Source organism: Paraburkholderia humisilvae, from assembly GCF_902859855.1.
GTDB classification, from domain to species: Bacteria; Pseudomonadota; Gammaproteobacteria; order Burkholderiales; family Burkholderiaceae; genus Paraburkholderia; species Paraburkholderia humisilvae.
The window spans coordinates 1-20,535 of record NZ_CADIKH010000042.1; the positions used below are offsets into that span (position 1 = coordinate 1).

Here is a 20,535-nt window from a genome sequence, read left to right on the forward strand (position 1 = left end):
CGTCGCTCGCAACAAGCTCAAAAGCGCTCAGCACCGACCTTCGATCATCGCCGCGTGCTGGATTCAGGCAACCTTGTGGTGACGTCATGATTTATGGAAAGGTCAATAGTAGGTACAGAGACGGCGAGTCAACGTTACGTTTAGTACGGACTGTCATTCCAGATTCGTGAAGAGTGCCTGCAACCCAGGTGTGCTTTGGGTTTGAGGTCAGGTAATACCGCCATTCACAGCTGCTATGAAACGGAATTCATCGTTGCGAACATCAGATGTGCGGCGGGCAAGGCGGATAGCGTATCAATGCGTAAATCGCGTCCGGGTCCGCACACGTGGGTAACCGATAAAAGCGAATTTATAAAGACTGAAGAAACCGTGGATCAAACACCCAACTCCGAATGACGCGTTGCACCGTTGGGTAAATGCGCCGCACGTTATTGCCAATGTGCTGGCGGAATATTTGCCTTGCCTGCGTCGTTATGGAAGCGACGATGCCTGATTTTATTCGGCCATCCCAACGATCGCTGCGCATACTGGGAACTCTGAAGCAGTCCATCGATTTATTTTGCTATCGAATACATGCACAACACCATTCTTGCCCCTGCGGTCTTGCTGGCCGCATGGACGTCCGTTTTGTTGTGGGGCCCTAGCCTGTTTGCCCTGATAGTGATCGTCCTGACAGGGACAGCGCGTTCGCAGTACGAAGGGCGCCCACCGTCGATCGAGTCGGGCGTTCGAAAGACGGGCACGTGGATTCGTTACGACACGGCACGACTGCTCGATGCGCCGGTGATCTTTTATGTGTTGTCTTTCGCGCTGGCAATGACCCATCGCGCAAGCGACTTTGATAGTTACGTGGCGTGGTGTTACGCGTTGCTGCGAATCGCCTATAGCCTCAGCTGGATCACGCGCGCCACGGACCCGATACGGATTGTTTTATTTTTCACTTCGGCAGGCCTCCAGCAAGTCCTGATGATTCGTTGCCTGCTGGATGTGCTCGCGATGTAGGGGCGATCGTCGTTATTCGCCCGCGGCGTATTTTTGGCGGGCACGAAAGTTCGCGACCTTGTGACGATTGCCGCACATGGCCATGCTGCACCAGCGGCGCCGATGTGCTTTGGTGCGATCGTAGAACCACAAGATGCAGTCCTCCGACTCGCATTTCCTGACGAGTTCGAAGTCTCCGGTCGCGAGAAGCTCGGCGGCGGCCTGTGCAACGGGCGCAAGCAGCTGTTCCGGCGACGCTCGGTCATAGTTGTGGACCACATCCAGTTGCCCATGCGCTCTGCGGACCAGATTCACGTGATACCGCGCATGGTCGAGAAACGAATTGAGCGCCGCGACATCCAGGCGCTTTCCGTCTTTCTTCTGAATAACCAGCTTTCTGATAGTATCCCGCAAGCTTCGCGCTGCATTTAAGAGTGCGCCCTTTCTGAATGAAGGCTGTTCCTTCGCATCCAGAAACTCCATGGCCTGCAACCACGCGATGACATCGCTGTCGGTTTCCAGATACTCGTATAGACCGCTTTCATTGCGCGCGACCGTATTGAGGAAATCAAGCGCCGGGTCGTCGGCGATCTGTAAAAACGCCTGAGCAGGGGCAAGCATCAGTCTTCTCCGGTAGCTGGGGAGGCGATTGTAACCGCTAAAACGTAGGTTGACAAGTTACGCCAAGAAGTTTCCTGAAAGTTACATCCTGCGCCGGCGCTTGCGGTTTCGGTTTCGGTTTCGGTAACCTGTATTCGCAATATACCGGAGTCTGAGCGGTCGCGCGTACCTCGCACGCCTGTTCGATTGACGGTCTATCGGTGCGAGCGGTGTGAGGCGTGCGGAGGTTGCCAGCTGTTACTGGAATATGCGCTTGAGAAGCAGCTGCCGTTCATTTCTGGCATAAGTGAATGTCAGCGCAAGAGGGATGTCAAGTGCGAACCGCGTAACGCAGAACAATCACGCGGAGCAAATCGCGCAGTGCAATCACACGACGCGGGGTTCAGACATCGATAGCGCGAGCAGCCTTACAGAAGCTGACATCGTTTGACGGCGTCCTGATCCCAGACAATCCCGTTGCCAGCGCGGTCGGAGAGCATAGCGTTGCCATCGCTGATGCGAAGCGGTTCTTCGAGCAAGAGGTTCGCCCAGTCGACGTATTCGAGCCAATGCCTGGTGGGAGTCGCGGCTAACAGATGCGCGCTGATCTCGGGGAACAGGTGCGACGAAACCGGCCGGCCGGCGGCGGCCGCAACACCGCTCGCCAGACGCCAGCCCGACACGCCGCCGATACGATCCACGTCGAACATCAGATAGTCGGACGCATCCACCTTTAGCGAATCGAACACGGGCGGCAGGCCCACCAGATTTTCGCCGAGTTGCAGCGGCGTCTTCGTCGCTGATGCGATCATCGCGAGATGTTCGAAGTCGTCATGTCTGATCGGTTCTTCGATCCAATACACGCCTTCGCCGTCAAGTTGCGGGCAGTACTCCATCGCGGCGGCAAAGCTCAGCGCCTGATTGAAGTCGACCATGATTGCAATATCGTCTGCAAGACGCTTTCGTACCGCGCGAAGCGCGATGAGATCGTCAGCAAAGCGGGTGCGGCCCAGACGCATTTTGACTGCGGAAAATCCGGCCGACACCAGTTCTTCCGCCTGGTCGGCGGCTTGGTCGGCGGGCATCAGACCGAGGCCGTTGCTGTTATATGCCCGAATCGGCCGAATCGAGCCGCCAAGGTACACCGCGAGCGGGACCCCGGCGCACACGGATAGCGCGTCCCACGCGGCGCCGTCAATCGCGGACGCGACCATGCGAAGCGGACCATAGAGGCCCGTTAGCTTGAAATATCGCGCGACGGATTCCGACAGCTCGACCGGCGCGAGCTCATGTCCAGCGAGAAAGTCGCTCAGATCGCGCACGATGACCTCTAGCGACCGCGCGACGGACTCGAGATAGCAGAATGCGTAGGACCGGCCGCAAATTCCATCATCCGTCTGAAGTGTCAGGAGCAGCAATGAAGCGCTGCGGATCGATTGCGCGCTGGTGCCCAAAGGGCGATTCATTGGCACCGAGACCGCTACGGCGTCGATCGATCGTATCTTGAGAGGATGCGTTGTCATGCGTTCTTTCCGTCCGCGTATAGCGCGAGGATGTCTGAAATCGCGCTGTTTTTCGGCGTCGGGACATTGAGCTGCGAGCCGAATGTGCAAACCGCGCCGCTTAGCCACGGCAATTCCAGGCGGTTGCCGCGTCCGAGATCGTGATGCATTGACGACGTCATCGTCGCGGGCAGGGTGTCGCAAAAGGCGAGCCGGTCGTCTGCGAAATTCGCGGGCAGGTTCACGCCTTTGGCTCGCCCGACGGCCACGACTTCGCTCATCACTTGCAGCAGGAAGGCTCGCGTGCGCGGATCCTCGCGAATCGGACCGATCGGCTGGCGGATCGATGACGTCGTTCCCGACAGACCAACCAGAAATACGAACTTTTCCCAGATGAGACGTTGAATGTCGTCACTGATTTCCGCGGTAATGCCTGCTTTCTGACACGCGTCATAAAAGGCTGTCACCCTCGCCGAGCGGTTTGCGTCATATTCACCGAATGCAAGCTTTTGCAGCGTTCCGCTGTGCACGATTAACCCAGGTTCGCCGATCGTTGCGGCGATATAGCAGACGCCGCCGATAATCGAACGCTTAGGCAAATAGCGAGCGAGGATCTCGTCCTTCTGCACGCCATTCTGAAAGGAGATGACCGCTGCGCCTTTTTCGGCAAGCGGTTTGAGCGACTCGGCAACCGATTCCGTGCCCCACAACTTCACGGCGACAAGCACAAGATCAGCCGATTTGACGACGCTTAGGTCTTCCACCACGTTCGGGCTGCTGATGACGAGGTCACCCAGCGGACTCGTCACCCGCAGACCGTTTCCACGGATCGCCGCGAGGTGCCTGCCGCGCGCGATAAAGGTCACATCGTATCCCGCAGTTGCCAGACGGGCGCCGAAATATCCGCCGACGCCTCCTGATCCCAACACCACAATTTTCATCGGTAATCTCGCTCAATCAAAAAGATGCCTCAGCGTGTCTCCCGCACAAACTCCGCCAGCATCTTGCCCAGTAACGCGGGTTCGTCTTCGGGCAAAAAATGTCCGGCGGTATCCACAACTTCGAGTCTTGCGTTGTGCAACGCGTCGACCAGTCTCTGACCATATTTCAGCGGTTGAAAGCGATCTTGAGCACCCCAAACCAGCAACACCGGAATCCGCAGTGCCTCGATATCGGCGATCCGCGCTTCGAGGTCTTCGCTGCGAAGTGCACGTGCGGCACGCAAATAGGCTTCGCGCCCGGCCACGCCTGCAAACGGGCGCTCATATTCGGCGACGAGCTCAGGCGTCACGCGTTCGATCTTGACTAAACCTTGGCGGAGGCCTTTCGCGAACCCCCGTTTCAGATCGAAGTCTTCCGCGCCCAGTATCGCGTCCCAAACGGGATCTTTTAGCCGGGCAATGCCAGGTTCTGGAAATGAGTCATAAGCTACGCTGTCGACCAACGCCATGCGGCCGACCGACAGCGACGCATCGAGCGCAAGCAGTTGCGCGACTCCGCCTCCAATATCGTGACCGACGACGGTTCCGCCTTGCCATCCGGTTTGACGTAGCGCTTCGGCGATAAAAGCGGCCTGCGCACGCACGCCGATGTCGATGGACTCCGGCTTCGACGACTCACCGTATCCGACCAGATCGAAAGCAATCCACCCGCATTGTTGTGCTGACAGTTCCGGCGTGACCGCACGCCACAGGTGCCGGTTCGTCGGAATGCCATGCAGTAACACGACCGTCGGTGTTTCAGCAGTGCGTGTAAAAGCGATGTGCTGTCCGTTAGCGCTGACGGAACCTTCGATGGTTGCTTGCATGGCGGATACCTCTGAATGGTCACATGCACTGCCTAAGCAGACCGCGAGTCGCCGTGTTCCACGATCGCGAGATCAAGACAGCCGAGTAGTGCTGCGCGCGCGTCATTGGCGCGGGACCGCTTCATTGCGCGACTGACGGCGAAACTGCCTTGAACGACCATTACGATGGTCAGCGCGATGTGCGCGGCCGGCAGGGCCAACCTGATCGACCCCGCCGCCTGCTCCTGGTTGAGGATGTCTTGTAGCCGCGTCTCGAGGTGGTCGAAATAGTGCGACAAAGGCCGCCGCAATTCGTCATCCTGAATCGCTGAATCCCAAACGAGGCGACCGACGCGACAACCCGACAACGGCCTTCTGTTTTGTTCCAGAAACCTGAGCAGCCGATCTTTAAAGCGCCCGTTGCGCGACATCGCCTCTTCGAAATCGGCTATGCGCTCTTCTACGACCTCGACGATCGCTTCGCGCACGAGCGCCTGTTTGCTGGGGAAATGGTGATAAAAACTGCCTTGACCGGCATGGCTCTTTGCCTGGATGTCACGCGGGCTCGTGGCTTCATAGCCCTTCTCCCAGAGCAGATCTTTCGTTGCCTCGATGATGTCTTCGCGCCGGCCCATCGCCACGTCACTCCCGCTGATGAATACGTCGTCTGTGATGTACATACTATGAGGTACAGCAGGAGGGGTCAAGGCGAATCCCATTCGAGCTTGCCACGCGGGCCAAGTTGAAACCTGTATAACGGGATATATTGGTTACAATGTGATTTTGCTTCTGAAAGGTGGCAATCGTATGCCGATGACAAGGTCGATCGAAGCCGAATTCCGCTTCAACGCTGCGGCAGCCGTGCGAAGGTTCATGTGTTCAAGCAAAAGAATCAGGGTCGCGTGCATACGCATTGAACTGCGCGCCGACCCATGACCGCGCGTGTCGGTATGCTCAACTACCACCGAAGTAGATATTGCAGAAGCTGACTGGCCCGTTACAGCCTTTGACGATGGGCTTTGTCGGCCCGGTGTTGAATCCCGACGGGTAATCGGACGGGGCACCGCTGTCGCGTCGCTTATCCGCGTGCGTGACAGTTGTGCCAGACATTTGTGCTTGAGCAACCGTGTTGTCGGGCGGCGAAGTTTCCTGCGCTTGAGCAAACGAAATTCCGCTTACCACCAAAGACACGGCGGCGATTACCTTAACGATGTGCATCTAAAAATCTCCGATACGTTAGCGATGTGCTTCGACGGCACAACTATAGGTTTCAGAGATTCGCGGATACAGAAGCCTGGATGGAAGAAACCGTTCTATAACTTGACGCTAATGTCAGACGGACACGCGATTAGAGACGGAAATGTGTTTTCACTGTTTCATTTTATGCAGGCTGTCTCCTGCATGATCCGCTGACCTACCCGTCAAACGTCTTGCGCGGCGGGTGTCGAGGTGCATCGCGCCAACCCGGAGCGTTTGGGGACAAAGCCGAAGCCTTTGCCGCGATGTGGCGATCACGCCAACTGGAATAGTGCTGGGCGCCCATCCGGATGCCCGCGAAGCGCTCACCCAATTGAAAGATTTGAATATCAGAATTTCTGTTCTGTCGAATGGAACGCCCCCGATGGTGAAGGCCGCGCTGGAGGCGGGTGGATTGCTGGAATTTATCGATGATGTTCTGTCGGTTGATGATCGAAAAATCCACAAGCACGATCCGCGTGTGTCGCGCGGATCAATCGGGCGAATGTGGTACGTGAGTACGAATTTGCGCAGTCACATAGCGAACATCGGTCGCTTCGCGAGCTGACGACGTTGATCAGGTAAGCAAAGCGTGCGCTTTACGAACCCCGGGAGAGGATTGTGGTGGAGATGCTTCACAACGTGCGTATTTTTGTGCGCGTAGTCGAAACCGGCTCCTTCACGGCCGTCGCGAACGAGCTGAACACGACGACCGGGAAAATTTCACGCACGGTAACGGCGCTCGAGGAGCATTTGAGCGCCGCTTTGATCCACCGTACGACCCGGCATCTTTCGATGACGGACACGGGTGATCGGTACTACCGGCGTATGAAGGCGATTCTCGCGGACATCGACCACGCGAACGCGGAAGCGCGCAACGCAACCACCATTCCTCACGGGCGCATCCGCATCCATTCGATGCCGGGACTCGCGGAAAGTCACATGACAGCGGCGATTGTCGCTTTTCAGGCCGCCAACCCGGACGTATCAGTTGAATTGAGGGTGGAGCAGCGCATGCCCAATCTGGTGGAGGAAGGATACGACGTATCGTTCATCGCCGCACCAAAATTACCCGATTCCGGTTACGTGTCCAGTTTGTTCGGGAAATCGTACGGGATACTGGTTGCGTCGGGAGATTATCTGGCTCGACGCGGGGTTCCGAAGGACATTGCGGACCTGAAGAAGCACACGCTACTCAGGCTTGAAAGTCCGGTAGGGCCGACTGACGAGTGGATACTGGAAGGGCCCGACGGCGAGGTTAGCGTTCCGGTGGCGGTTTCACCGTTCCAGGCGAATTCGGCAAGAGCACTCACCTACTCGCTGCTGTCAGGCGCGGGAATCGGCACACTTGCAAGCTATACGGTCGTGAGCGATTTGCGTAGCGGCGCGTTGGTTCGGGTGCTGCCGCAATATCGGCTTCATGCATTCAACATCGTTGCACTCTATCCCGCTCGCCGATACCTGGATGCCAAGGTCGCGCAGCTTATCGACTATCTGAAAGACCATATATCGCCGGCGCTGGACGAACTGCACCGCACCATTGAGGCGATCGGTGGCGAGCCCGCCGGGTCGGGCGCACACGGCGCGACGGTCCTGCGGCATGTAACACCTGGCGCGGCGTAGTCGCACATCGGGCGATTTGGACATGCATATCGGGTGCTTTGCAATAGATTCTATTGAATAGGATACCGACGGGAATTGTGCTGATCGCCGGTCTTCTCACGATCTTCAGGTAACTGATAAAAGTAACTTTGAAAAGTTACATAAACGGATTACGATAAGGCGTTTGAAGAGGGCCGTCGGCCCGTCGAGCAACTGTTCATGGAGGTCTCAATGTCGAAAGCTCATGCTGTTCCAGCGGTTTCCGTTAAGCGTATCGACGCAGATGGGGTCAACGTCTTCTATCGCGAGGCGGGTGCCGCCGCCGCGCCTGTCGTATTGCTGCTGCACGGCTTCCCGTCTTCGTCGCATATGTATCGCGAGCTGATTCCACGTCTGGCAGACCGATATCGTGTGATTGCTCCGGATCTTCCAGGCTTCGGATTCACTCAGGTTCCCGACGCGCGCGGTTACCAATACTCGTTCGACGCGCTCGCGGAGACGGCCGCGGCGTTTGTCGACAAGCTCGGATTGAAGCGTTATGCCGTGTACGTGTTTGATTACGGCGCACCCGTGGGCCTCAGGCTGGCGGTCAAATACCCCGAGCGTGTGAGCGCTCTCATTTCGCAAAACGGAAATGCGTACGAGGAGGGGCTCGGTGACGCGTGGGATCCAATCCGCAAATACTGGGCAGAGCCCACCGCAGCGCACCGGAAAACGGTCCATGACGCGATCCTCAACTACGAAGGCACCCGCTTTCAATATTTGCACGGTGTTTCGGACCCCGATTCGGTCGCGCCGGAGTCGTATACGCTCGATGCCGCGCTGCTAGAACGAGCTGGGCAGAAAGATATTCAACTCGATCTGTTCCTTGACTACCAGTCGAACCTGAAGCTGTATCCGACATTCCAGAAATTCTTCCGTGACCACCAGCCCCCGACACTGGCGATCTGGGGAAAGAACGATCCTTTCTTCATTCCGCCCGGCGCTGAAGCTTATCGTCGTGACAACCCGAAAGCGATCGTCAGAATGCTCGATACCGGACACTTTGCGCTGGAAACGCACGTCGAGGAGATCGCGGGCGCGATGCGTGACTTTCTTGCGGAAAGTGTGAAGGCCTGAGGCTATCCAATAGCAGCGAGTTGCCTGCATCGACAGTGATCAGGCAACTTGAGTAACCTAGAAATACATTGTTAATAAGTTACGATAAGTGACGCAACTTTGTTTATACAAGGCGGCCCGCGAGGCAGTACGCATGCGTCAATATGGGCAATCGTGTGCGACGCGGCAGCCGGCGCATTGGCTCGTGACGCGCGATGCAGCGGTAAAAAGGCGACGACAAGACCCCCGTGCCGACCACGTCAACATGGACGCAGGATTCGCCATTCAATTGCCCGGAAATACCATGAAAGCCAACGTTGACTATCAGGCCAGACTTTTCATAGAGATCGCGGCGCACAAGTCGCTTTCCGCAGCAGCGGAAGCACTATCGCTTACCCAATCAGGATTGAGTCGTCACCTGGCAAGCCTCGAAGAGTTCGTCGGGCAAGCGCTATTCGTGCGTCACGGGCGCGGCGTTGAACTGACCGAGGCGGGGAAAAAATTGCTCGAGATAGCCAGTGCCGCATATCAGCTCGTCGACAACGCGGTGCTTCAGTTGCGTAATGAGCACGGCGTGACTGACGGCAGCATCCATGTCGCGACGATCCATACGCTGAGCTACTACTTTATGGCGGAGGTCGCGGCCAGGTTCATGGCGCAGCGGCCCAGCGCAAGCGTCGCGCTGCTCGGACGCAGCTCGCCGGGCGTGGTTGAACTGGTGGAGAGCGGGAGAGCGGAAATCGGTTTTGCGTACGACTCGGCGGTAGCGTCGGATCAACTGGATATCACGCCGCTATTCGAAGACGATATGTGCCTCGTTGTGCACGAGAACTCGCGCTTTGCTTCGCGCTCCGGCGTCGACCTGCGTGAAGAATCGCCCCCGCTGGTGGCGTTTCCAGCTGGCTATGCGTTGCGGAAAATGCTGCATACGAAGGAATTCAACGCGACGGTGACGGCGGAGGTTGAAACCGTCGACGCGATGCTGAAACTGGTGTCGATCACCAATGGCCAGTGCATTTTGCCGCTTCTGATCCCGGAAAAAATACTTCAGGAATATCAGCTCGTGCGCGTGAAGATCGAGCAGCCGTTGATGCGCCGCTTGATTGTCGGCCTGACTCGTCGCGGCCGTCCGCTGTCGGCCATGACGTCGCTGATGCTGGACATTGCCCGTGAAAGTGCGCCTAAGGTCGCGCTTCATTCATAGCAGCTATGAACCCGGGATCATGGCACTCGTGAGGCGATTCGCAGATACTGGATCAAACGACAAGACCCGCTGAGAGGTGTCGATTACAGGTTGTAATGAAGCGGTTCGCAAGCCACTAATAGTAAGGCATACGAATTATATTTGAAATCTATCAGTACGGGAACAACCGGCCAGACTCGTGGAGGTAGTTTGAAATGGAAAAGAAAGTTGCAATTGTGACAGGTGCTAGCCGCGGCATTGGACGGGCAACGGCGATTCGCCTTGCGCAGAATTTTGGCGCGGTGATCGTTGTCGCGCGCAACGCGGATCTTCTGAAGTCGACCGCACAAGACGTGAAAGCGGCTGGAGCGCAGGCGCTGGACATCGACGCTGATTTGCGCGAGCCGGCTGCCGCCGGTTTAGTCGTGCAGAAGACGCTGGACAAGTTCGGGCGGATCGATGCAGTGGTTAATATCGCCGGCGCTGTTCCGCAGGTCGATGTGCTTCAGATGACCGATGAACAGTGGGACGACGGCTTTGCGCTGAAATTGCACGGTGCAAGAAGGCTTGCGATTCACGCATGGGATGCGCTGAAGGCAACGCGCGGTTCGGTGATCTTTACATCGGGAAACTCGGCTCAGGCGCCGAAGTCGGGCTTTGCCGCGGTGGCAACGGTCAACGCCGCGATCGTCGCAATGGCGAAGGCGTTTGCGGATCGAGGCATCGGCGACGGGGTTCGCGTGAATAGCGTGTTACCGGGTCCCGTGATGACCGATCGGCGCCGCTCGTATATGGAGAAGTATGCGGCAGCACACGCGATGACCGTTGACGAGGCGCTTGAGAAGTTCCCCGATCAGGCCGGCATCACCCGGTACGGCAAACCGGAGGATATCGCCGAATTGATGGCTTTTATCCTGTCGCCCGCAGGCGAATGGTTGATCGGTGCAGCGCTGCGGATGGATGGCGGCGAGGTGAAAGGCTTATGAGCGGTCGATCGTCCAACTGAAGAAGCGGCGTTGGAGATCGCAAAGGGAAAGGAGCGCGAACGTGTTGACGATCACGTGCGCGCATCGAATGAACTGCTATCGGAATACCCGTATGAAACGCATTGAGACAGTCGCCAGGACATTCCTGCTATTGATGGCTGCATCGGCGGTGGCGCTTGGCGGCAATGCGCGCGCAGCGCAAGAGGGGTTGCCGACCCCGCACCATGTGTCGATTGCGGACCACTCGGCAACGACGAAGGCGGTCGAGCGTGCCGCACTGCGATATGCGGCTTTCTGGAACACCGGCGACGACGCCTACGCGAAAGCGGCACTAGCGAGCGACTTCGTCGACCGGACGTTGCCGGCTGGCCGCGCGCCGGGTCTGCAAGGCGTGCTGCAAGCGTCGAAAAACTTTCGGTCGGCGGTTCCCGACCTGACATCCGATGTCGACGACATGACGGTGGTCGGCGATCGCGTGATGCTTCATCTTCATTTCAAGGGGCACTTCACCGGGAAGTTCAAGGACATTCAGGGAAACGGGCAGCCAATCGATTTCCAGGCATTCGATCTTTACCGTGTAAAAGACGGACTGATCGTCGAGAACTGGCACCTCGAAGACAATTTGACGCTATCGAAACAGCTCGGCGCCATCAGGTAGTAACAGGCGCGATAGGGAAGAATCCATTTCGGAGATGATGCGTATGAGTTCGCTTGCAAGTGGCGTAACGGTGGTGCTGGTGCATGGTGCGTGGGCTGACGGTTCCAGCTGGAGCAAGGTGATTGTCCCGCTTCGGAATGCGGGGTTAAACGTAGTATGTGCGCCCATTCCACTGACAGGTTTGACCGACGACATCGACGTGGTCGCGTCGATGGTCGACAAGACGGCGGGACCGGTCGTTCTGGTCGGTCATGCGTACGCCGGCGCGGTCATTGGCGGCGTAAAACGCGACAAGGTGAAAGCGTTGGTGTTTGTTGCGGCGCTAGCACCGGACGCAGGTGAGACGGTGGCGGACGTCCTTTATCGCGGCGACAGCCATCCGGACGCGCCGGAGCTGGGACCGGATGAACGAGGCGACATCTGGATGCCCGATGTCGGGTTCGACAAAGCATTCGCCCAGAACGCGACTGCCGTGGAGAAGGCGATCAGCGCTGCCGTACAGCGGCCGATATCCGTTAAGTGCATCAAGCAGGCCGTTGTGGAACCGGCATGGAAGTCGACTCGAAGCTGGTATCTGCTGGCGGAAGATGATCGGATGATCAACCCGCAGACCCAGCGATTCATGGCAGACCGCATGAAAGCGTCAGTGCGCACACACAAGGTTGATCACACGCCTTCACTAACCGCACCAGAAACGGTAATCGATATCATCGTCGAGGCGGTACACGCTGTGGCAGCTTGATAAACGGAAAAGAACCCGCGTTACGCAGGATCGCATGCCGTTTGCCGCGCAGCTGATAAGCACTGCAAGCGCGGCATGCGAGTGATGCATGAATGGCATACGGTAGCTGGATATATCCGCATGTCTTGATGCGTCGCGGTCTGATCACACTTTATTCTCGTGATCAGATATGAGCGTGCGCTCATACCTCAAAGCTGATCTGCCTCCAGCCAGTTGTGACGCACTGTCCACTGTGTTGAGAAATCGTGCGAGTGACGGCCTATTCATTCGATGCGTAACTTGTCAATGAAGGTGTTAACAGTTACAGTCACGGTTCACTTTTGTGGAGGATTCAATGGCTTCGCCATTGGCATCAGTGCGTGCCCAGGACAGCGTGCTTGAATTTCTGAATACGGTTGTGCCGCACAACGGGCAGTGGGTGGATCTGTTTCAGCGCGATGAGGACGTGATGGCGTGGCTTGAGCGTGCAGGGCTGCGGGATCTGGTCGTCATGCGGGAGGATGGACGCTTTGAGGGGCTCGCCACGGAGGCGCGGCAGTTGCGAGAGAATCTGCGTCGGTTGATTGTGCAACGAAAGTCGGACGAACCTGTAGACACAGAGCTTCTGCGGCCGGTGCTAATGGAGGGCAGCTATCAGATGCAGCTGGTCGAGGACCACGACGGCAATTTGAAGGCGGTGTGTCAATTTTCCGCGCAATCGTCAGTGCAGGTACTCGCGCCGCTCGCCATAGCGGCGGCGGAGCTGCTGGCGCGAGGCGATTTCGCGCTGATTCGCCAATGTGAGTCGACAGGTTGCCCGCTATGGTTTTATGACAGAACAAAGTCCCATCGGCGCCGCTGGTGCAACATGTCCGTATGCGGGAATCGTCAGAAGGCTGCGCGCTTTCGTACGCGTCCGCATGTTGACGAGTTGACGGAGCAGTGAACACATACGCATACCCGCTATGACGAGTGCGTAAGCGGAGCTTCTGGTGGTCAACGGCGAGCGTACGCAATGTACGCCCCGTCAATCTTTCGAAGCGACTTACGCCTTGCGACGCGCGCGGTAGTTCGCGACCTTCAGACGGTTCCCACAGCGCGTCATGCTGCACCAGCGGCGCCGGTGAGCCTTGGTCCGATCATGGAACCACAATGAGCAGGCCTCCGACGCGCATTTCCGGATCAGGTTGAAGTCGCCGGTCGCTAGTAACTCGGCGGCGGCATTGGCTATCTGTGCGAGAAACTGCTCGGGTGTCGCGTAATCGTATTCATGCGTGACATGCAGTCGGCCGTTTGCGTGTCGAGCCAGCGTCACACGATATTGGCCCAAATTCAGGAACGCGTTGAGCGGTTCGATATTGACTCTTTTCCCCACTTTTCTCTGGAACATCGCATGACGAATCGCGTCCCTCAGCGTGCGCGCAGCGTGGACCAGTTGCCCTTCTTCGAACATCGGCAGCACGGCGGTGCTCGCGAACTGGTGCGCTTTCATCCAGTCGACGACGTGTCCGTCGGTTGCAAGGTACTCGTATGAACCCATCTCATCGGTTGCCGCAGTGTTGATAAAGTCGAGCACCGAGTGATCGGACAACGTTAGAAATTGAACGGACATGGGGATGTTCTCCGGTAGCTTCCTACCGGAAATGGTAACTTCTAAATTGTTATTTGAGAAGTTACAAAGATTCGATGCGCGGACCCGCGAGCGCATCGCGGCGCAACGCCCATGAACACAGTGAAAAAACCGCAAGCGCGACCACAAACAGCGCGCACGATACCCACGGCAAGTTCGCGGTCGCGACGCCATGGCGGATCAGCAGCGCACTGGCTGCGGATCCGATTGCGCCACCGAGGTACATCGCCGAGTTGTTCAACGCGAGCACAAGCGGTCCGTGCCGAGGCGCAAGCGAAAGGAGCCGGCTTTGCTGCGAGGGGAATATAAACCACAGGTTCATGCCGAAAATTGCAACGGCGAACGCGTTTGCAACCAGCGACGAGCCGGTCACGCCCAGCCATGCGAGGTCGGCGATTTGAATAACCAGCGCAACGGCAATCACGCGCTGCGATCCGAACCGGTCGCTCAGTGACCCACCGAGGTGATTGCCGATCAGGGCACCCACGCCAAACGCGGCATACATCGCGCTAAGTCCTTCCTTCGTCATGCCTCGTTCGGTGAGCGACGCGCCGAGATAGGTGTACAGCGAAAACATCGCCACATACCAGACCAGTGACGGCACCATGCCCAGCAGTACCGTACGATCGGCGAGCGGTGCAAAGCGCGCGGAGAAAGCGGTGGCGGCCGACCTGGCGGTGGGCGATCCGGTCTGTTCGTCGTGCTGCAGGCGCAGCGCGAGCCCCACGGCGCCGATCAGTGCGAGCGCCGTGACAAACCAGAAGCTCCCTTGCCAGCCAAACCGGTTGCCGATGTATGCGCCAATGGGCACGCCGACGACGAGCGAAGCGGTGATGCCCGACAGTGCCGCGGAAAGTGCGGCGCCCTTGCGGCTGGATGTGGCGAGCGACGCGGCCAGTCCGTAAGCGGCGGGTGCGAAGATACTGGCGGAAAAGGCGGCGACGATGCGGGTTCCGATCAGGAATGCGAAGGTCGGCGCCAACGCGGACGCCGCATTAGCCAGTGCGAATCCGGTGAGCGACCAGACAATCAACGGTTTGCGGCGCACGCTTGCGGTCAGCGCGGCGAGCACCGGTGCGCAGATCGCATAGAAGAATGCATACGAGGTGACCACCTGGCCGGCGGCCGGCACGCTCACATTGAGGCTTTGCGCAAGAGAGGGCAGGATGCCCGATACGACATTGAAATCTGTGCCGATTGCAAAAAAGGCGATTGCCACCAGCCATACCCGACGATCGAGCGCCGGCGCTTTCAGGGTTTGAGCCATGCTGTTCCCAGGACCGAACGGAGCAGGGTCGACGGACGGACCGTGCTCCAGTTAACACGAGAACGACAAGCTAAACGGCGGAACGAGGGCAGATGCAAGACCCGGCGGAAATCCGTCATCCTGATCGGCGCACTCGAACGTCGTTGGCTTGCTCGTTTATGTAAACGCGGAACAGGCGAAGGACGTGGTCTATTCCCTGGCTGGATCAGAATGTTGTTTTGCGACCCATTGTATTGCCGGTCGCAATCGAACGGTAAGCCTGGGCGCCACTTTTGTTTTTTTGTACGACCTTTTGTTTTGCATGCCTTTATAGGTCGATAGGCCGCGCGCTCGTTGCCGGTCACTGCGCGTCATGGAAAATCAGCCCGACGGTGTGCCGCTGTCCTGAACGCAACCGGCTTACGCCATGACGCAAGTTCACCCGGTAGACGCCGCGTGTGCCTTGCACCGGGCGGCTATTCACCGTAAAGGCCACCGCATCGCCTTTGCGCAACGGCACCACCTCGGCACGCGATTGCATGCGCGGGCGTTGCTCTGTCATCACAAATTCGCCACCGGTGAAGTCTTTTCCCGGCTCCGACAGCAGAATGGCAACCTGGATCGGGAAAACATGCTCGCCATACAGGTCCTGGTGAAGGCAGTTATAGTCACCTGCTTCGTACTGCAGGATGAGCGGCGTCGGTCTTGTCTGTCCGGCTTCGTGGCAGCGCCTGAGAAAGTCCCGATGCTGCGATGGGTAGCGGACGTCGATGCGCATCGCCTCGTTCCAGCGATTCGCGACCGCGACGAGGTAAGGGTAGAGCGCGGTACGCAGGCCTTCGATGATGTCCGGCAGCGGATAGGCGAAATATTTGTATTCGCCGCGTCCGAAGCCGTGCCGTGCCATCACAACGCGGGAGCGGAAGATGTCTTCGCGGGTGTAGAGGCTCGCGAGCCGATCACACTCGTCTGGCGCAATGAGCATCGCCGCCGTTGCACAGCCGAAGCTGTCGAGTTCGTTTTCGATGCGCGGCCAGTCGAGTGCTGCGACGCGCCCGGCCAATGGGCTTGCCGATAAAAGAGCGGCGCGAGGCGCCGTCTGCGTTGCGATGTCCATGCTGTCCCTTCCCGGATCGTGATCGGAGTCTTTCCTGTTGAAAGCCAGTTTGCCGATCCGGGCGGGGGCCTACACTCCGGGTCTTGCGGTGTCATTCGATGGGACTAGTCGATATAACGCAAACCCAGCGCCTTAAGCGGCTCGCGCATCTGATACATGTCGAGACCGAGCACACCGGATGCCAGTTTGGCGCGCTTCGCGGTCTCGTTCGCTTCCCTCGCGGTCGCCTTTTCCAGTGTTTCCAGCGCCTTGGCAGATGGGACAACCGTCACACCGTCCTGATCCGCAACGATGACATCGCCCGGCGTAACCAGTGCGCCGGCGCAGACAACCGGAATGTTGACCGAGCCGAGCGTCGCCTTGATCGTGCCTTTTGCGGAAATCGCCTTGCTCCAGACCGGAAAGCCCATTTCGGTCAGCACGCGAACGTCGCGCACGCCGGCGTCGATAATCAGACCACGCGCACCGCGCGCCTTGAAGCTGGTCGCAAGCAGATCGCCGAAATAGCCGTCGGTGCAGTCGGCGGTGACCGCGGCCACCACCATGTCACCCGGTTGAATCTGTTCCGCGACCACGTGCAGCATCCAGTTGTCGCCGGGATGCAGCAGCACCGTCACGGCGGGACCCCATGCGTGCGCGCCGGTATAGATGGGCCGTATATACGGTTTCATCAGGCCGGTGCGGCCCATTGCCTCGTGCACGGTTGCGCTGCCAAGCACACCGAGACCATCCGAGACGCGCTCGTCGGCGCGCGCGATGTTTCGATAAACGACTCCGAGTTCGTACATGTTCATCGTCCTTGTGCAAGTAGGGCGGCGTTCAGACGCGGGTACACGCGCCGTGCGTTGCCTTCGTAGATCTTGTACCGCTGTTCGGCATTCATGTCCGCCGCTTCGACGTAGCGCTTCGTATCGTCGAAATAGTGACCCGTTTGCGGATCGACGCCGCGCACCGCGCCAATCATCTCGCTTGCGAACAGAATGTTATCGACCGGAATCACGCGCGTCAGCAGATCGATGCCGGGCTGATGATAGACGCAGGTGTCGAAGAAGATATTGTTCAGCAGGTGTTCCTGCAACGGCGGCTTTTTCATTTCCTGTGCAAGCCCGCGGAAGCGTCCCCAGTGATACGGCACCGCGCCGCCGCCGTGCGGAATCACGAAGCGCAGTGTCGGGAAATCGCGGAACAGGTCCGACGTCAGGCATTGCATGAACGCCGTTGTATCCGCATTCAGATAGTGCGCGCCGGTCGTGTGGAAGCATGCGTTGCAACTCGTGCTCACATGAACCATGGCCGGAATGTCGTACTCGACCATCTTCTCGTAGATCGGATACCAGTAGCGGTCCGACAGCGGCGGGCTGGTCCAGTGGCCGCCTGACGGATCGGGATTCAGGTTGATCGCGACGTTGCCGTACTGCTCGACGCATTTCACGAGTTCCGGAATGCACGTCGCGATGTCGACACCGGGGCTCTGCGGCAGCATCGCCGCCGCGATGAAATGCTCGGGAAAGAGCTGGCTGACGCGGAAGCACAGTTCGTTGCAGATCGACGCCCACATGCTCGACACCGAAAAGTCGCCGATGTGATGCGCCATGAAACTCGCGCGCGGACTGAACACGGTGAGGTCGAGGCCGCGTTCGCGCATCAGGCGCAACTGGTTCGTCTCGATCGACTCGCGTAGTTCGTCGTCGCTGATGCGCAGTTCGGACGGTTTCGGCATGTCGGCGGCGTGGCCGATGGCGGCAATCTGGCGGTTGCGCCACGCTTCGAGCGATTTGGGGGCAGTCGTGTAATGACCGTGGATATCAATGATCATGTATTTACGCTTGAATGGAAAACCCTTTGTTGCGCTCGCGGTTATTGGCGCGACACTGCGTTGTCCGCATGGGCGGTCCGGTTCGTGTGGCCGGTTTCCGGAGTCGTGGCATCGGCCACCTGCGTGAGATCGCGGCCTCGCGTTTCGGGCAGCATCAGCGCAGCGGTCACGACGAGCAGATACGACACGCACGCGCACAGGCCCATTGCCGCGCCCAGTTCGAGCTTCGCACTCAACACGCCGACCATGGTCGGCATGATCGCGCCGATGGCGCGGCCCGCGTTGCCGCAAAGCCCCTGCGCCGAAGCGCGGATGCGCGTCGGGAACAGTTCGGCGATATAGGCGCCGGTGCCCGCAGCCGTGCCGGATTGCAGCGTGCCGAGCACGAAACCAAGCACGAGCGTGACGGGTAACGTAATCGGCGTGAGCGTGTAGGTCGCGACGGCGATGGCCTGCAGGCACGCAATCACGATAAAGGTGCGGCGGCGGCCGAAACGGTCGGCCATCCAGCCGTTGAGGAATGCGCCGGCAAACGAGCCCAGAATATTGATCGCCAGATAGCCGCCGACGTTGGTGATCGACAGATGCAGGACGAGCTTCAGATAGGCCGGCAGCCAGGTGATCATCACGTAGTTGCCGCCGTAGATGCCGAACGTCAACAGGATTGCCTTGAGCGTGGTCGCGCGCGTCGGACCTTCGAACACGGCCCAGATGCTCGGGCGATCGGTCGTGCGTTCGCGACGGTTCTGCGCGAATACCGGCGCTTCCTCGATATGGCGGCGAATCCACAGCACGAGCAGTGTAGGCAGAATGCCGACCGCGAACAGCACGCGCCACGCGAGCGAAGGTGCGAGCGAACTGAAGAGCACCGTCGAGACCAGTACCGCGACGCCATAGCCGATCGCCCAGCCCGCCTGTAGCGAGCCGACCGCGCGACCGCGCACCTGCGGGCGAATCGTTTCGCTGATCAGTACCGCGCCGACGGCCCATTCGCCGCCAAAGCCGAGCCCTTGCAGCCCGCGCGTGATCATCAGTTGCTCGAATGAATTCGTGAACGCGGACAACAGCGTAAAGACCGAGAACCACAAGATCGTGATTTGCAGCACGCGCACACGGCCGTAGCGGTCCGCGAGAATGCCGGCGATCCAGCCGCCCAGCGACGCCATGATCAGTACCGTCGTGCCAAGCAGTCCCGCCTCGCCGCGCGTCATACTCCATAGCGCGATCAGCGTGGGGATGGCGAGCGCATACATTTGCGTGTCCATCGCGTCGAGTCCCCAACCGCTGAAGCACGCCCAGTAGGTGCGCTTCTCGGACTTTGTCAGCTCGCTGTACCAATTAAACATGCTCGTTCTCCTCCGGCGTTCCCGTTTGTGTGGATTGCCTGTCTTTTGATGAAGCGCGCGTGCGCGTCTTGCGTGCGTGAGCGCCTGCGCGCGGCGCCGCAGCTGGAAGGGCGGCTGCGGCAAGCAAAGGGGCGGGGTCGCCGCCAAGCGCGGCGCTTGCGCGGGCCGCGAATTGCAGCAGGTGCGGACGATAGCGCTCCATTTCATCGATACCCATGCGCGCAGCCGGTCCGACGATGCCGAGCGACCCTACCAGTCTCTGTCCGACGCGAAACACGGGCGCGGAGATGCCTGCGGTCTCCGGGTCGCGCTCACCGACCGATACATACACATAGCGGGAACGCACATCGTCATACGGTGCGCCTGGCTCGCCCGAAAAGGCGAGCAAGATGCGCCCTCCGGCGCCGCGATCGAGCGACTGCACGTCGCCCGGATGAACCTCCGCGCGCACCGAGTGGCGTGATGCGATCCGATAGAGGCATACGCGGTGGTCTTGCTCACGGACATGAAACGACACCGCTTCGCCCGTCTCCACGCTCAGCTCTTTCATGATCGGCAGCAGGATGTCGCGCAGATCGAAGCCCGCCTCGTAGATGGCGCTCAGATGCATCACCGACGAACCGACCCAGTACCGGCCGTCGTCGAGCCGGATCAGCAGATGGTGGTGACAGAGCGCCTGCGCGAGCCGCGACAGCGTGCTTTTGTAGAGCCCGGTGCGCTCCGATAACTGGGTGAGCGTGAGGGGTTCGTCGTCGCGCCGGAACGCGAAAAGGATCGACGCCGCGCGGTCAAGCACATCGATGCCGCTGGCCGTTACGCCTTGCGGCGTGCGCGCGTTCTCGCTGGTACGGGGCATGGCAGTCTCCGCGGTGCTCGATCTCGTTGTTCTATCTGGTAGAACTAGAATTCATTGGATAGAACAATGCTAAACCACGTGCTTTATCGGTGTCAACGCGAGCGGTTCTGCAGTGATGTGACGCAGACGAGCGCGTCGGGTAGTCGATGCGCGTCTTTGACGGCGAACGTT

22 protein-coding genes are annotated in these 20,535 nt (G+C 58.9%); 9 read left to right on the forward strand and 13 right to left on the reverse strand.

Features of this window, described 5'->3' with window-relative positions; translation table 11 throughout:
• Positions 1–573 precede the first annotated feature (573 nt).
• Positions 574–1,002, forward strand: a complete 429-nt coding sequence (locus HV796_RS30300) for an MAPEG family protein (RefSeq protein ID WP_175231101.1) — start codon at positions 574–576, stop codon at positions 1,000–1,002.
• A 12-nt stretch (positions 1,003–1,014) separates the two neighbouring features.
• On the opposite strand, the gene HV796_RS30305 is transcribed toward HV796_RS30300, so the two are convergent.
• From HV796_RS30305 to HV796_RS30330, 6 genes are all read right to left on the reverse strand, one after another.
• Positions 1,015–1,602, reverse strand: coding sequence for a CGNR zinc finger domain-containing protein (locus HV796_RS30305; protein WP_175231104.1), 588 nt, complete (start codon positions 1,600–1,602; stop codon positions 1,015–1,017).
• 407 nt (positions 1,603–2,009) lie between these two features.
• Positions 2,010–3,104 carry an enolase C-terminal domain-like protein gene (locus HV796_RS30310; protein WP_175231107.1) on the reverse strand — a complete coding sequence of 365 codons (1,095 nt, stop codon included), beginning with the start codon at positions 3,102–3,104 and terminating at the stop codon, positions 2,010–2,012.
• Positions 3,101–4,024, reverse strand: coding sequence for a ketopantoate reductase family protein (locus HV796_RS30315; RefSeq protein WP_175231109.1), 924 nt, complete (start codon positions 4,022–4,024; stop codon positions 3,101–3,103). The genes HV796_RS30310 and HV796_RS30315 overlap by 4 nt, the downstream gene beginning before the upstream one ends.
• A 29-nt stretch (positions 4,025–4,053) precedes the next feature.
• On the reverse strand, positions 4,054–4,890 hold the full coding sequence (locus HV796_RS30320; protein ID WP_175231111.1) for an alpha/beta fold hydrolase: 837 nt from the start codon (positions 4,888–4,890) through the stop codon (positions 4,054–4,056).
• Between the two features lie 32 nt (positions 4,891–4,922).
• Positions 4,923–5,549: a TetR/AcrR family transcriptional regulator gene (locus HV796_RS30325; RefSeq protein WP_175231113.1), complete on the reverse strand. Its 627-nt coding sequence runs from the start codon at positions 5,547–5,549 to the stop codon at positions 4,923–4,925.
• 274 nt (positions 5,550–5,823) lie between these two features.
• On the reverse strand, positions 5,824–6,087 hold the full coding sequence (locus HV796_RS30330) for a hypothetical protein (protein WP_175231115.1): 264 nt from the start codon (positions 6,085–6,087) through the stop codon (positions 5,824–5,826).
• A 286-nt stretch (positions 6,088–6,373) separates the two neighbouring features.
• Between HV796_RS30330 and HV796_RS30335 the strand changes: the two genes are divergently transcribed.
• The 8 genes from HV796_RS30335 (at position 6,374) to HV796_RS30370 (ending at position 13,299) form a co-directional block, all read left to right on the forward strand.
• Positions 6,374–6,673, forward strand: coding sequence for an HAD family hydrolase (locus HV796_RS30335; protein ID WP_175231117.1), 300 nt, complete (start codon positions 6,374–6,376; stop codon positions 6,671–6,673).
• 56 nt (positions 6,674–6,729) lie between these two features.
• Positions 6,730–7,728, forward strand: a complete 999-nt coding sequence (locus tag HV796_RS30340; protein WP_175231118.1) for a LysR family transcriptional regulator — start codon at positions 6,730–6,732, stop codon at positions 7,726–7,728.
• 210 nt (positions 7,729–7,938) lie between these two features.
• A complete protein-coding gene (locus tag HV796_RS30345; RefSeq protein ID WP_175231120.1) occupies positions 7,939–8,826 on the forward strand; it encodes an alpha/beta fold hydrolase in 888 nt (295 codons plus the stop codon).
• A gap of 184 nt (positions 8,827–9,010) precedes the next feature.
• Complete coding sequence (locus HV796_RS30350) at positions 9,011–10,009, forward strand: LysR family transcriptional regulator (protein ID WP_246356118.1); 999 nt, start codon at positions 9,011–9,013, stop codon at positions 10,007–10,009.
• A 194-nt stretch (positions 10,010–10,203) separates the two neighbouring features.
• The gene (locus HV796_RS30355) at positions 10,204–10,974 is read left to right on the forward strand and encodes an SDR family oxidoreductase (protein WP_175231123.1); all 771 of its coding nucleotides are present in this window, start codon (positions 10,204–10,206) and stop codon (positions 10,972–10,974) included.
• A 112-nt stretch (positions 10,975–11,086) separates the two neighbouring features.
• Positions 11,087–11,632, forward strand: coding sequence for an ester cyclase (locus HV796_RS30360; protein ID WP_175231127.1), 546 nt, complete (start codon positions 11,087–11,089; stop codon positions 11,630–11,632).
• A gap of 43 nt (positions 11,633–11,675) precedes the next feature.
• The gene (locus tag HV796_RS30365) at positions 11,676–12,374 is read left to right on the forward strand and encodes an alpha/beta hydrolase (protein ID WP_175231131.1); all 699 of its coding nucleotides are present in this window, start codon (positions 11,676–11,678) and stop codon (positions 12,372–12,374) included.
• A 334-nt stretch (positions 12,375–12,708) separates the two neighbouring features.
• Positions 12,709–13,299 (forward strand): CGNR zinc finger domain-containing protein, encoded by a 591-nt coding sequence (locus HV796_RS30370; protein ID WP_175231138.1) that lies wholly within the window; start codon positions 12,709–12,711, stop codon positions 13,297–13,299.
• A gap of 99 nt (positions 13,300–13,398) precedes the next feature.
• On the opposite strand, the gene HV796_RS30375 is transcribed toward HV796_RS30370, so the two are convergent.
• From HV796_RS30375 to HV796_RS30405, 7 genes are all read right to left on the reverse strand, one after another.
• A complete protein-coding gene (locus HV796_RS30375; RefSeq protein ID WP_175231141.1) occupies positions 13,399–13,965 on the reverse strand; it encodes a CGNR zinc finger domain-containing protein in 567 nt (188 codons plus the stop codon).
• A 61-nt stretch (positions 13,966–14,026) separates the two neighbouring features.
• Positions 14,027–15,250 (reverse strand): MFS transporter, encoded by a 1,224-nt coding sequence (locus HV796_RS30380; RefSeq protein WP_175231144.1) that lies wholly within the window; start codon positions 15,248–15,250, stop codon positions 14,027–14,029.
• A 340-nt stretch (positions 15,251–15,590) separates the two neighbouring features.
• On the reverse strand, positions 15,591–16,346 hold the full coding sequence (locus tag HV796_RS30385; RefSeq protein ID WP_175231147.1) for a 2OG-Fe(II) oxygenase: 756 nt from the start codon (positions 16,344–16,346) through the stop codon (positions 15,591–15,593).
• A 104-nt stretch (positions 16,347–16,450) separates the two neighbouring features.
• Positions 16,451–17,134, reverse strand: a complete 684-nt coding sequence (gene ligK, locus HV796_RS30390) for a 4-carboxy-4-hydroxy-2-oxoadipate aldolase/oxaloacetate decarboxylase (protein WP_175231150.1) — start codon at positions 17,132–17,134, stop codon at positions 16,451–16,453.
• Between the two features lie 2 nt (positions 17,135–17,136).
• The gene (locus HV796_RS30395) at positions 17,137–18,162 is read right to left on the reverse strand and encodes an amidohydrolase family protein (RefSeq protein WP_175231154.1); all 1,026 of its coding nucleotides are present in this window, start codon (positions 18,160–18,162) and stop codon (positions 17,137–17,139) included.
• 41 nt (positions 18,163–18,203) lie between these two features.
• Entirely contained in the window at positions 18,204–19,508 is a 1,305-nt protein-coding gene (locus HV796_RS30400) for an MFS transporter (RefSeq protein WP_246356119.1), read from the reverse strand.
• The gene (locus HV796_RS30405) at positions 19,501–20,364 is read right to left on the reverse strand and encodes an IclR family transcriptional regulator (protein WP_175231157.1); all 864 of its coding nucleotides are present in this window, start codon (positions 20,362–20,364) and stop codon (positions 19,501–19,503) included. Before HV796_RS30405 ends, HV796_RS30400 begins: the two co-directional genes overlap by 8 nt.
• Positions 20,365–20,535: the final 171 nt, after the last annotated feature.